Here is an 11,488-nt window from a genome sequence, read left to right as displayed (position 1 = left end):
GTCGCGGATGCTGTCCACTACGCTAGCGAATCCCTGGCCAGGGCAGGGACACCACGCTGTGTCGGCCCGCCGGGGCGGTCGTAGCATGGACGCCACAGCCAATGACGGTCGGCCGAGGACGGGGAGCAGGCATGCGGGTCGAGATCGACGAGGTGGACCTCACGACGGCCGGTGCGTCGGTGGGGTCGGACGGCGCCGTGTTCGACGCCGTCCAAGCGGTCGCCAACACCCTCGAAGCCGAGGTCTGGAAGAACGACGACTTCTCCCTGACCCCGACCATGGTGCTGCCGGAGTACCTCGACCAACGGTTCAACCGCCGAGTCCTCCTTGCTGCACGACTGGACGGGGAGGTCGTCGGTCGAGGCTGGCTGGGCTACGGGCTCGAACCGGCTGCGACGACCGCGTCGCTCAGTGTCGGTGTGCTGCCGCGTGCCCGGGGGCGCGGTCTCGGGACGGCACTCCTCGACGAACTCGAGGCGCGCGCGGCCTCTGCCGGACGTCCGACCGTGACGACGTTCACCCAGCACGCCCTCGCGGACATCCCCCTCGACGAGCCACTCCTCGGCGCGAGCGTCGGCGATCGGGTCGTCCCAGCACGCGCCGAGGCGACCCGCTTCGCGGTGGCGCGCGGGTACAAGCTCGGGCAGGTGGAACGCACGAACCGGTGCGAGTTGGCGGACATCGCCGACGAGCTCCCGTCGATCCTCCACGAGGCTCGCTCGCGGGCCGAGCCCGACTACGCACTCGTGCACTGGATCGACAGGACCCCGGACGAGTTCCTCGCGTCCCTGGCGACGGCCCGAGAGCACATGGCCACCGACGTCCCCGCCGCGGACCTCGAGATCGATCCGGAGGTCTGGACACCCGAACGGATCCGAGCCCGCGAGCGTCAGTTGGCCGATGCCGGGGATCATGCCCTCGTCGTCGCAGCGGTGCACCGCGCCAGCGGATCGGTGGCCGGGTACAGCGAGCTCGTCCTGACGGAGGGCAAGGAGCACGCCGAGCAGTGGGACACCCTCGTCCGCTCGGCCCACCGTGGACACCGACTCGGGCTGTGGATGAAGGCTGCCAACCTGCTGGCGCTGATCGAGCAGGCGCCGGAGCGGTCGCGGGTCTACACCTGGAACGCGGACGAGAACGGCCACATGCTCGCGATCAACGACCGACTCGCATTCCGCATCATCGGCTACTCGGCCGAATGGCAGCGACGACTCGGCTCCTGATCGTCAGGTGCGGCGCTGGCACCCGGGACAGCGATGCGAGCCACGGTTCATGAACTGCTCGCGCACGATGAACGTCCCGCAGCGCGAGCACGGCTTCCCCTGCCGGCCGTAGGCGTTGAGGCTGTGTGCGAAGTAGCCGGCCTGCCCGTTGACGTTCACGTACTGGGCGTCGAAGCTCGTGCCGCCCTCCGCCAGCGCCTTCGCCAGGACCTGCCGCACCTCGTCGAGCAGGCGCGCTGCGCGCGGACGGCTCAACCGGGCGGTCTCCTGCTCGGGATGGATGCGCGCTGCCCAGAGCGACTCGTCCGCGTAGATGTTGCCGATCCCGCTGACGAGGGTCTGATCGAGCAGCGCCCGCTTCACCCCGGTCCGTTTCTCGCGCAGCCGCCGGAGGAAGACGGCGTCGTCGAAGGCGGGGTCCATCGGGTCTCGGGCGATGTGCGAGACCTGATCGGGCACCATCGCGACGGCGTCGCCGAACCCGCCTGCGGCTCCGTCCGTCGTGGGGACGAGCGCGGTCAACGCCATGGACCCGAAGATCCGCTGGTCCACGAAGTGCAGCCGGAGGTCGCCGTGCTCGGGATGCTCCAACTGCAGCCGGATCCGCAGGAGGCGGTCCGCGTCGTCTCCCGGGGATCGGAGCAGCATCTGCCCGCTCATCCCCAGGTGGCCGACGATGGCTTCCTCGTCGTCGAGGGGGAACCACAGGAACTTCCCGCGCCGGACGGCCGATCGGATCGTCCGACCCGTCAGCCGCGCCGTGAAGTCGGCGACACCACTCGCGTGACGTCGCAGGGAGCGCTCGTCGAAGACCTCGACACCGGCGATGGTCGCCCCGCTGACGGCGGGCTCGAGGCCGGCGCGGACGACCTCGACCTCAGGGAGTTCCGGCACTGATCCTCGACCAAGCTTCCAAGGCGGCCGCCATCTCGGCGTGCTTCTTGCTCGTGCCGGAGCCCGTCGCCGTGACGGCGGTGCCCACCGTGACCGTCGCGACGAACCGACGGTTGTGGTCGGGACCGGAGCTGGCGATCTCGTACACGGGTGCCGGTGCACCGATCGCCGCGGCGGCCTCCTGCAGGCTCGTCTTCGGGTCCATGGCGGCCCCGAAGCGCTCGGGGTTCTCGAGCAACGGCGTCACCAGACGCAGGACGAGCTCGGTGGCCGCGTCGGGACCGGCGGACAGGTAGGTCGCGCCGATGACGGCCTCCATCGTGTCGGCCAGGATGGACGCCTTGTCGCGGCCGCCGGTCTGATCCTCGCCCTTACCGAGCTTGATGCGTTCGCCCAGCCCGATCGAGCGGGCGACCTCGGCGAGGGCGATCGTCGACACGAGGCTCGCCCGTCGCTTCGCGAGCTGCCCTTCGTCGAGGTGCGGGAAATCGCGGTAGAGCATCACCGTGACGGCCTGCCCGAGGATGGAGTCGCCGAGGAACTCGAGGCGCTCGTTGTGCGGGAGCCCGCCGTGCTCGTACGCGTACGAGCGGTGCGTCAGCGCGAGGTCGAGGAGCTCGTACGAGACGTCGACACCCAGCTGCCGCGCACAAGCGACGACACCGGGGTCGGACTCCGAGAAGGAGCCGGCCCCGGTGTGGTCGGAATGGTTCGTGTTCACGCTGTTCGAACGCGGACGTTCAACAGAGCGATCAGACGTCTGCGACCTTGCGGCCCTTGTACTCGAGGTAGAGGGCGGTGCCCTGCGAGTCCTCGACGACCTTGGCGCGGTGCGGCAGGCTGTACGTGACGCGGCCGTTCTCCACCGTCTTCACGAGCGTCGGCACGGCGGCCTTCCACTGCGAGCGACGCGAGCGGGTGTTCGAGCGCGAGACCTTCCGCTTCGGGGGGTTTCCAGCCATGATCTATCTCTCTTCTGTGTCTGCAGCCGCGCCCGGGGCGCTGCTGGCGTCTGTGTCAAGTTCGGAGTTTGAGGACAAGCCCGCGAGCGCAGACCAGCGAGGATCTGCGACGTCTTGGGGGTGTCGTTCCGGACGTTCGGCCAGCCGCTCACCGGTCTCGGGATCGAGTCCGGGGCAATCCGGCTGGCACACCGGCTGAAACGGTAATGCGAGAACTACCGCATCTCTGACCAGAGGTTCAAGATCCACGTGGTCGTCGTGAACCTCGAAGTCAGACGCTTCCGAATCAGGATACGCGAAAAGTTCCTGAATCTCGACTTCGACGGGCAGTTCGATGTCGCGGAGGCACCGACCGCACTCGCCGGTCGCCGTCGCGTCGACGTCCACGGAGACGAGGATGCCCTCGTGCACGGACTCGAGACGGACCTGCTCGGAGAGCGTCGTGCCCTCCTGGACGGCGACGAGACCCTCGCCCCAGCGCTCGGCGAGCACCACCTCGAGATCGTGCTCGCGCATCTCCCCAGGACGGTTCACCAGATCGCGTACGTTGACGCTGAACGGGGAGTTGTTGGTTCTCTTTCTAGCCACGATCGTCGATTCTACGCCGAACAGGACGGATGGGACGCCCTAGCCCTCCTGCAGGAAGGAGGCGACGACCGGCGGGACGTACGGGCTGACGTCACCGCCGAGTGCGGCGACCTGCCGGACCAACGAGCTCGAGACGTGGGCGTGCGCCGGGTCCGGGAGGAGGAAGACCGTCTCCACGCCGGCGAGGCTGCGGTTCATGATGGCCATGGGCGTCTCGTAGGCGACGTCGACCTGCGAACGGATGCCCTTGACGAGCACGCTCGCGCCCACATCGGTGCAGTAGTCGACGAGCAGCCCGACGTTCCACTGCGCCACCACGATGTTGTCCGGCAGGCCGCCACCCGTGATGGAGCGTTCGAGGAGCGACACGCGCTGCGGCATGGGCAGCAGTGCGGACTTGTCCGGGTTGTGCACGACGAGGACGTGGAGTTCGTCGAAGATCCGCGCCGCCCGCTCGATGACATCCAGGTGCCCCAGGGTGACGGGGTCGAACGATCCGGGGACGACGGCGATCCGCTTCATGGAGCCAGCCTAGCCGTGCTCAGTTCTTGGCGAGGGCGGCGCGGTCGGATTCGTCGAGGCGGCGCTGCAGGGCCTCCGCCAGGGCGGGGTGGTCGACGAGGTCCGGATCCGTGGCGAGGAGCTCGGCGGCGTCCGCCCGAGCCTCGATGATGACCTCGCTGTCGTGCACCACCCGCAGCAACTTGAGCGAAGACCGACCGCCGGACTGCGTGCTGCCGAGGACGTCGCCCTCGCGACGGAGTTCGAGGTCGACCTGCGCGAGGTCGAAGCCGTCGAGCGTCGCCGCCACGGCGTCGACGCGCTCACGGGCGGTGCTCTCCATCTCGGCCGCAGTGACGAGCAGACAGAGTCCCGGAACACCACCTCGCCCCACGCGTCCGCGGAGCTGGTGCAGCTGGGAGACGCCGAAGCGGTCCGCGTCGAGGACGACCATGGTCGAGGCGTTCGGGACGTCGACGCCCACCTCGATGACAGTGGTCGCCACCAGGACGTCGATGTCTCCGGCCGCGAAGGCACGCATCGTCCGGTCCTTCTCCTCGGCGCTCATGCGACCGTGCAGGACCTCGATCCGTCGGGCGGCGAGCAGCGGGTGCAGCCGGAGCTCCTCGACCGTCGTCAGGACGGAGGCGACCGGGCGTGCCGGATCGACGTCCTCCTCGAGGGCCTCCCCCGGCTCGACCTCCTTGGCATCGATCGCCGGACACACCACGAACCCCTGCCGCCCCTGGGCGAGTTCCTCGGCCAGCCGCTCCCACACACGCGAGATCCACCGTGGGTGATCCGCCAGGGCCACCACGAAGCTCTCGATGCCCTGGCGCCCCTGCGGCAACTCCTTGATCATGCTCACGTCGAGATCGCCGAAGACGGTCATGGCGACCGTTCGCGGGATCGGTGTCGCCGTGAGCACGAGCACGTGCGGTGGGGTGCGGCCCTTCTGGCGGAGCTGATCGCGTTGTTCCACGCCGAATCGGTGCTGCTCGTCGACGACCACCAAGCCCAGGTCGGCGAAGCTGACGGCGTCGCCCAGCAGCGCGTGCGTCCCGATCACGATGCGAGCCTGGCCGGCGACGATACGGAGCAGCGCTCGTTTGCGCTCGGCCGTCGGCAGCTGCCCGGTGAGCAGGGTCGGCATGAGTTCCGCCGCGAGGTCGGGGCCAAGGGATCGGACGATCGACCGCAGATGCTGGGCCGCCAGGACCTCGGTGGGCGCCAGGAGCACGGATTGACCGCCACTGTCGGCCACCGCTGCCATGGCCCGCAGCGCGACCAGGGTCTTGCCCGACCCCACCTCGCCCTGGACGAGGCGGTTCATCGGGCTGGGCTGCGCCAGGTCGGCGGCGATCTCCGCTCCGACCGTCTGTTGGTCACCGGTCAGCTCGAACGGCAGCGCCGCATCGAGCCGCGTGAGATACCCGCCGGCTCGGGGCGTGCGCGGCTCGGCCGCGAGGGCTCTGGTCGCCGCACGTTGCTGGAGGAGGGCCGTCTGCAGCAGATACGCCTCCTGGTAGCGGAGGCTGCGGCGCCCCCGCTGCCAGTCGCGGTCCACGGCAGGACGGTGCACCGCACGGATGGCGGCGTCGAAGGACAGCTCGCTCCTCGCCGAGCGGACGGACCACGGCACGGGGTCTTCCTGAGGCGGCAACGCGTCGAGGACGAGCTCGACGGACTGTCTGAGGTTCCAGCTCGTGATGGTGCTCGTCGCCGGGTAGATCGGGATGGGTGCCTCTGACCACGCCTTGGCCTGCGCGTCGGCGAGCGCCGGCGCTTCAGCGTCGTCGGGGAAGAGCTGGTACTGGGGGTGCGCGAGTTGGTAGCTGCCGCGGTAGTCGCCGACCTTGCCGGCGAAGATGCCACGGAGTCCCGGTCGGAGCTCGTTCGCCCGCCACTTCTGGTTGAAGAAGGTGAGGTTGAGTCGGCCCTGGCCGTCGGAGATGACCACCTCGAGGATGGAACCCTTGCGCTGCTTCATCTCCCGGTCGCGCACCTCGACCACGTCGGCGACGATCGTGACGTCCTCACCCAACGGCAGCTGCCCGATGGCCGTCAGCTCGCCGCGTCTCGCGTAGCGACGGGGGTAGTGCTCGAGCAGGTCACCGACGGTCTCGAGGCCGAACGCCTTCTGCAGTGCCGTCGCGGTGCGCCCACCGAGGACGCCGCCGAGCTTCGTACTCAGCTCGATCCCCGTCATGCCCTCGATTCTATTCGGCACCTCGGACACCGGCGGTTCGCCTCGTCCCGTGCAGCCTGCGAGGATGGATCCATGGCCGGCATCAGGATCATCTCGGGGTTCGCGGGATCACGCACGATCCGGGTTCCGGGCAGCGGGACACGACCCACGAGTGATCGCGTGCGCGAAGCGCTCTTCTCAGCGCTGGAGGCCCGCGACGTCATCGCCGGGGCCGAGGTGCTCGACCTCTACGCCGGATCCGGGTCCCTCGGACTCGAGTGCGCGAGTCGGGGCGCGACCGTGGTGACCTTGGTCGACCGGTCGTCGGAAGCCGCGAAGCTGTGCCGCGACAACGCCAAGATCGTGACGTCGGCGGCCCCTCGAGGCACGGCTCCACGGATCACGGTGCAGGCGAAGTCGGTCGGCGGCTACCTGGCGGGGGCGACGGTCCCGTCCGACCTCGTGTTCATCGATCCGCCCTACGACCTGCCCGAGGCCGAGCTCACCGCCAACCTGGCGGCACTCGTCGGCCTCGTGGCAGAGGACGGTCTGATCCTCGTGGAACGCAGCTCCCGGTCGCCGGAACCCACGCTCCCCGCCGAGCTCGAGGTGTTGCGGAAGAGCACCTACGGCGAGACCCTCATCTGGTGGATCGCTCCGGTCTGATCCGTCCCACCGGGGCCGTCGACGCCGCGCCTCAGCCGGCGGCGTCGTCCCAGTCGCGGTACGGGTCCCATCCCGCATGGCCGTCGTAGAGCCTGTCGTCGACGAGGACACCGGCACCCGGCCGCACCGTGCCGATGGCGCGGAACCCGGCAGGGACACCGCTCGACGCGGGGAAGGTCGCCAGCAGCGCGTGATCCTCTCCGCCGGAGAGGGCGAGCGCGGCGTCGGCGCCCAGCGCGTCGCTCCGCAGGTCGATCGCGACACCACTCGCCCGAGCGAGACGGCCGGCATCCAGCGCTAGGCCGTCGGAGAGGTCGAGCATCGCCGTGGCTCCCCCGACGGCCGCGACGACGCCGGCGGCGATCGGTGGGCGCGGCGCCAACTGCGCCTCGACGAGGGCCTGATGCTCCACGCGCAGCGCTGCCGCAGCCTCCGCCGACGGGACTCCGGCCTCGTCGACCGCCCGGTCGAACAGCAGCCGGAGGCCGGCCGCCGCCGCTCCCAGCTCCCCGGCGACCGCGACGGTGTCACCGACCTGAGCGCCATCGCGTCGGACGGGCGCTCGCCCCTCCAGGTCCCCGAACGCCGTCACCGCGATCATGAACACGTCCGAGACGGCCAGATCACCACCGACGACGCCACATCCCGGCGCGAGGGCGGAGCAGGCGTCGCGGAGGCCCTCGGCGAACCCGTCGAGGACGGCGACCGGCAGGTGCTTCGGCATCGCCAACGCCACCACGAGGGCCGTGGGCCTGGCACCCATGGCGGCGACATCGGCGAGGTTGCTGGCCGCGGCCTTCCAGCCCAGGTCGTGGCCGCTCGACCACGCCAGCCGGAAGTCCGGGCCGTGGATCATCGTGTCCGTCGTCACGACGAACCGACCGTCCGGCGCCTGCACGACCGCTGCGTCATCGCCTGGCCCGAGGAGTTCGGCCTCCGCGTGCGGTAGGCGGGGGAAGATCCGTTCCAGCAGCTCCCCCTCGGCCAGGTCACCGACGGACGTCCCGTGCATCGCACCAGCGCCGGAGGCACTCCCAGACTCGTTCATGGGATCAACGGTAGCCTGGTGTGCGATGTCCCCGACCCGCGCCCTCCTGGCCGCCGCCCTCGCTGCGGTCCCCGCCCTCGCCCTCGCCGGCTGTGCCCCCGCCGTCGCACTCGAACCAGCCGACGACGCGAACAACCCGCAGTGCGCCGAGGTGACGGTGCGCCTCCCCGACGTGGTGGCCGAGCTCCCGGAGCGCACGACCGACGCACAGGCCACCGGCGCCTGGGGCGACCCGTCAGCCGTCCTCCTGCACTGCGGCGTCGCCGTCCCCGGCCCCACCACCCAGCAATGCCAGTCGGTGAACGGGGTCGACTGGATCATCGACGACAGCGACGCGCCGCGCTACCGCTTCACGACCTTCGGCCGCACCCCCGCGGTCGAGATCGTGCTCGACGGAGACGCCGTCGCCAGCAGCACCGTGCTCGCCGACCTCGCGCCGGCCGTCTCGGTCCTGCCCATCACGGGTAAGTGCACGGCCCTCGGCGACGCCGAGCTGCCGATCCCCACTGACGGCTGACACCGACGACTGACGCCTGCGGGCACCCGCCCGGTCACGACCGGGCGCGCGCGACCTCGATCAACTCGGTGATGAGTTCCGGATAGCTGAGCCCCGAGGCGAGCCAGCAACTGGGGAACATCGAGATCGGCGTGAAGCCGGGCATGGTGTTCACCTCGTTGACGACGAAGCCGTCGGCGGTCAGGAAGAAGTCGACCCGCGCGAGCCCCGCGCACCCGAGGGCGTCGAACGACCGCCGCGCGAGGTCCTGCATCTCGGCGAGCTGCGCGTCGGGGATGTCGGCGGGGCAGACCAGCTCGATGCCGGGGGCGTCCAGGTACTTGGCTGCGAAGTCGTAGAAGTCACGTCCGGTGATGACGACCTCGCCGGCCACGGACACCCGCGGAGCAGTGCCGGGCAGCGACTCGAGGACGGCGCACTCGACCTCTCGCCCGACGAGGCCGGTCTCGACGAGCACCGTCGAGTCCTCGGCGAGGGCGACCTCGATCGCGGCGGCGAACGCCTCGGGCGAGGACACCTTCGAGACACCGACACTCGATCCGGCGCGAGCCGGCTTCACGAAGGCCGGAAGCCCCAGCGAACCGAGTGAGGACAGGACCTGCTCCGGTGCGGACGCCCACTCATAGGCGGAGAACCGGACCCAGGGGGCGACGGCGATCCCCGCGGCTTCGAGCACGGTCTTCGTGAAGTGCTTGTCCATCCCGAGCGACGACGCCAACACCCCCGACCCGACGTACGGCAGGTCGACGAGCTCCAGCATCCCCTGCACGGTCCCGTCCTCGCCGAACCGGCCGTGGAGGATCGGGAAGACGATGTCGATCGGTCCGAGCGTCGACTCGACACCATCGGGGCCGACCACGGTCAGCTCGCGGGAGCCGATCCGATCAGGCCACCGCACGGCGGGACGCGAGGCGTCGACCTCCGGGAGGTGCTCGGGATCGAGCGCGTACCGGCTCGGGTCGTCGACCTCGAGGACGTAGGACCCGTCGTGGGCTATGCCGACCGGGTAGACGTCGTATCGTTCACGGTCGATCGCCGCGAGGACGCCGCCCGCCGTTGCGCAGCTGATCGAGTGCTCGCTTGAACGGCCTCCAAAGAGCACCACCACTCCGGTCTTGTGCGTCATCGTTGCTTCTCTCCCCCTGGGGTTCGTCGTCGTCGGTCGTCAAGTGTGGAGCGATGTCCTTCGGGTCGAGCGTGCCGTCGAGCACCTGCTTGACCTGTTCGACGATGGGCATCGCCACACCCTTCGCGCGGGCCAGCTCGAGGACCGGGGCGACGGAGGCGAGGCCCTCGGCCGTCTGCTGCATCTGCTTGACGACGTCGTCGAACTGATACCCCTGCCCGAGCAGTCGGCCCGCCGTGTTGTTGCGGGACAACGGGGACTGGCAGGTGGCGATGAGGTCACCGAGCCCGGCCAGGCCCGACAGGGTCTCGGGCTGGGCGCCGTGGGCGACCGCGAAGTCGGTCATCTCCACCAACCCTCGCGTGATGATGGACGCCTTCGTGTTCTCGCCGTAGCCGACGCCGTCGACGATGCCGATCGCCACGGCGATGAGGTTCTTCAGGACCCCGCCGAACTCGGTCCCGATCACGTCGGTGTTGACGAAGCTGCGGAAGTAGCGGTTGCGCGCCAACAGTGCGACCGTGTGGGCGGTCTCGAGGCTCTCCGAGGAGATGACCGCCGCGGTCGGCTGCTCGCGGGCGATCTCGAGGGCGAGGTTGGGGCCGGAGGCGACGGCGATGCGCGAGGGATCGATGTCGAGCGTCTCCCGGATGACCTCGCTCATGCGCGAGCCGCTGCGACGCTCCACCCCCTTCATGAGGGACACCACGATCGTGCCCTCCTCGAGGTGCGGGCGCAGCGCGATGAGGTTGTCCCGCAGGGACTGACTCGGAACAGACAGGAACACGACCGCGGCCCCGCGCACGGCGTCGACCATGCTCGCCGTGGCCGTCATCCGCATCGGCAGGTTGATGCCGGGCAGGTAGTCGCTGTTGCGCTTCGCCTCGGTGATCTCACGGGCGAGTTCGGGTCGCCTCGCCCACATGACCACGTCGGAACCGCCGTCCGCGAGGATCTTGCCGAATGTCGTGCCCCAGCTGCCCGCTCCGAGGACCGCGACCTTCGTGGCGGCCGGCGTCGCCGGAACGTTCCTAGGACTCAAAGCGGCCCGTCTCCTTCTGCTGGTGTTTGGAGGGGTCCCAGCGCTCCGTGGGAGCCTGGGCACCGCGGAGTTCCTCGCAGAGGGCGGTGATGGCCTGCATGACGACCTCGGTCGCCTCGTTCAGCGTCTTCGAGTCTAGCGGCCGGCCCGCGAACGCCGAGAGGTCCACCGGCTCACCGATGGCGACGTCGACGCGCTTCCGCAGCGGGAACACCCGCAGCTTGCCGTACCGCGGCATGACCTCCTGCGTACCCCAGTGCGCCGCGGGGATGATCGGCAGCCCGTGGGTGAGGGCGATCCGCGCAGCGCCCGTGCGTCCGCGCATGGGCCACAGCCCCGGGTCGCGGGTGAGCGAGCCCTCCGGGTACACGACGACGCCTTGACCGCGACGGGCGAGGTGCGCTGCGGCGCTCACCGGATCCATGCCCCTGGCCGAACCTTCGCGTTCCACCGGGATCTGCCCCGAGCGGCTGAGGAGCCAGCCGACGACCGGCACGCGGAACAAGCTGCCCTTGGCCATGAAGCGGGGCTGCCTGCCGAGCCGCCAGACGGCGGCACCCATGATCAACGGGTCGAACTCGCTGTCGTGGTTGGGCGCCAGGATGAAAGCGCCCTCCTGCGGCAGTCGTTCCCCGTGCCGGATCCGCAGCTTGACGAGGGCACTGAACGGCGGGATCGCTATCGACGACAACAGCCAGTAGATCGACGGTCTCGACCGCTCCACCCCCACAGC

At 70.0% G+C, this 11,488-nt stretch carries 13 protein-coding genes; 3 read left to right on the top strand and 10 right to left on the bottom strand.

All coding sequences use genetic code 11. The features are described from left to right. Nucleotides 1-131: 131 nt before the first annotated feature. Nucleotides 132-1,223, top strand: a complete 1,092-nt coding sequence (locus tag ITJ57_RS08775; protein WP_194669693.1) for a GNAT family N-acetyltransferase — start codon at nucleotides 132-134, stop codon at nucleotides 1,221-1,223. A 3-nt stretch (nucleotides 1,224-1,226) separates the two neighbouring features. On the opposite strand, the gene mutM is transcribed toward ITJ57_RS08775, so the two are convergent. From mutM to ITJ57_RS08745, 6 genes are all read right to left on the bottom strand, one after another. Then, complete coding sequence (gene mutM / locus ITJ57_RS08770) at nucleotides 1,227-2,117, bottom strand: bifunctional DNA-formamidopyrimidine glycosylase/DNA-(apurinic or apyrimidinic site) lyase (protein ID WP_194669692.1); 891 nt, start codon at nucleotides 2,115-2,117, stop codon at nucleotides 1,227-1,229. Further along, nucleotides 2,101-2,757: a ribonuclease III gene (gene rnc, locus ITJ57_RS08765; protein ID WP_228506997.1), complete on the bottom strand. Its 657-nt coding sequence runs from the start codon at nucleotides 2,755-2,757 to the stop codon at nucleotides 2,101-2,103. The genes mutM and rnc overlap by 17 nt, the downstream gene beginning before the upstream one ends. Nucleotides 2,758-2,869: 112 nt before the next feature. Next, nucleotides 2,870-3,079 (bottom strand): 50S ribosomal protein L32, encoded by a 210-nt coding sequence (gene rpmF, locus ITJ57_RS08760; RefSeq protein ID WP_056006932.1) that lies wholly within the window; start codon nucleotides 3,077-3,079, stop codon nucleotides 2,870-2,872. Nucleotides 3,080-3,082: 3 nt separating this feature from the next. Continuing rightward, complete coding sequence (locus tag ITJ57_RS08755) at nucleotides 3,083-3,595, bottom strand: DUF177 domain-containing protein (RefSeq protein ID WP_194670354.1); 513 nt, start codon at nucleotides 3,593-3,595, stop codon at nucleotides 3,083-3,085. A 111-nt stretch (nucleotides 3,596-3,706) separates the two neighbouring features. Continuing rightward, nucleotides 3,707-4,189, bottom strand: coding sequence for a pantetheine-phosphate adenylyltransferase (gene coaD / locus ITJ57_RS08750; RefSeq protein WP_194669690.1), 483 nt, complete (start codon nucleotides 4,187-4,189; stop codon nucleotides 3,707-3,709). Between the two features lie 19 nt (nucleotides 4,190-4,208). After that, complete coding sequence (locus ITJ57_RS08745) at nucleotides 4,209-6,377, bottom strand: ATP-dependent DNA helicase RecG (RefSeq protein WP_194669689.1); 2,169 nt, start codon at nucleotides 6,375-6,377, stop codon at nucleotides 4,209-4,211. A 72-nt stretch (nucleotides 6,378-6,449) separates the two neighbouring features. Here ITJ57_RS08745 and rsmD point away from each other — a divergent pair, with 72 nt between their 5' ends. Further along, nucleotides 6,450-7,022 (top strand): 16S rRNA (guanine(966)-N(2))-methyltransferase RsmD, encoded by a 573-nt coding sequence (gene rsmD / locus ITJ57_RS08740; protein WP_194669688.1) that lies wholly within the window; start codon nucleotides 6,450-6,452, stop codon nucleotides 7,020-7,022. 31 nt (nucleotides 7,023-7,053) lie between these two features. Here the strand turns inward: rsmD and thiL are convergent, their stop codons facing one another. Then, nucleotides 7,054-8,070 (bottom strand): thiamine-phosphate kinase, encoded by a 1,017-nt coding sequence (thiL, locus tag ITJ57_RS08735; protein ID WP_228506547.1) that lies wholly within the window; start codon nucleotides 8,068-8,070, stop codon nucleotides 7,054-7,056. Nucleotides 8,071-8,095: 25 nt separating this feature from the next. Here thiL and ITJ57_RS08730 point away from each other — a divergent pair, with 25 nt between their 5' ends. Next, nucleotides 8,096-8,587, top strand: coding sequence for a DUF3515 family protein (locus ITJ57_RS08730; protein ID WP_194669687.1), 492 nt, complete (start codon nucleotides 8,096-8,098; stop codon nucleotides 8,585-8,587). A 34-nt stretch (nucleotides 8,588-8,621) separates the two neighbouring features. Here the strand turns inward: ITJ57_RS08730 and ITJ57_RS08725 are convergent, their stop codons facing one another. The 3 genes from ITJ57_RS08725 to ITJ57_RS08715 are packed head-to-tail and all read right to left on the bottom strand — an operon-like array spanning nucleotide 8,622 to nucleotide 11,485. Continuing rightward, a complete protein-coding gene (locus tag ITJ57_RS08725) occupies nucleotides 8,622-9,713 on the bottom strand; it encodes a D-alanine--D-alanine ligase family protein (RefSeq protein WP_194669686.1) in 1,092 nt (363 codons plus the stop codon). Further along, nucleotides 9,610-10,755, bottom strand: coding sequence for an NAD(P)H-dependent glycerol-3-phosphate dehydrogenase (locus ITJ57_RS08720; protein ID WP_194669685.1), 1,146 nt, complete (start codon nucleotides 10,753-10,755; stop codon nucleotides 9,610-9,612). Before ITJ57_RS08720 ends, ITJ57_RS08725 begins: the two co-directional genes overlap by 104 nt. Beyond that, nucleotides 10,745-11,485 carry a lysophospholipid acyltransferase family protein gene (locus tag ITJ57_RS08715; protein WP_194669684.1) on the bottom strand — a complete coding sequence of 247 codons (741 nt, stop codon included), beginning with the start codon at nucleotides 11,483-11,485 and terminating at the stop codon, nucleotides 10,745-10,747. The genes ITJ57_RS08720 and ITJ57_RS08715 overlap by 11 nt, the downstream gene beginning before the upstream one ends. Between the last annotated feature and the right edge of the window lie 3 nt (nucleotides 11,486-11,488).

Source organism: Plantibacter sp. VKM Ac-2880, from assembly GCF_015351235.1.
Classification (GTDB): Bacteria; Actinomycetota; Actinomycetes; order Actinomycetales; family Microbacteriaceae; genus Plantibacter.
Note: the sequence above shows the minus strand (reverse complement) of the source record. Positions and strands in the feature narration are given on the sequence as shown.

Coding starts and splice junctions, on each gene's coding strand:
- rpmF (WP_056006932.1), bottom strand. CDS start 3,079: ATGGCTGGAAACCCCCCGAAGCGGAAGGTCTCGCGCTCGAACACCCGC.
- ITJ57_RS08775 (WP_194669693.1), top strand. CDS start 132: ATGCGGGTCGAGATCGACGAGGTGGACCTCACGACGGCCGGTGCGTCG.
- ITJ57_RS08730 (WP_194669687.1), top strand. CDS start 8,096: ATGTCCCCGACCCGCGCCCTCCTGGCCGCCGCCCTCGCTGCGGTCCCC.
- thiL (WP_228506547.1), bottom strand. CDS start 8,070: ATGAACGAGTCTGGGAGTGCCTCCGGCGCTGGTGCGATGCACGGGACG.
- rsmD (WP_194669688.1), top strand. CDS start 6,450: ATGGCCGGCATCAGGATCATCTCGGGGTTCGCGGGATCACGCACGATC.
- ITJ57_RS08755 (WP_194670354.1), bottom strand. CDS start 3,595: ATGCGCGAGCACGATCTCGAGGTGGTGCTCGCCGAGCGCTGGGGCGAG.
- coaD (WP_194669690.1), bottom strand. CDS start 4,189: ATGAAGCGGATCGCCGTCGTCCCCGGATCGTTCGACCCCGTCACCCTG.
- ITJ57_RS08725 (WP_194669686.1), bottom strand. CDS start 9,713: ATGACGCACAAGACCGGAGTGGTGGTGCTCTTTGGAGGCCGTTCAAGC.
- ITJ57_RS08745 (WP_194669689.1), bottom strand. CDS start 6,377: ATGACGGGGATCGAGCTGAGTACGAAGCTCGGCGGCGTCCTCGGTGGG.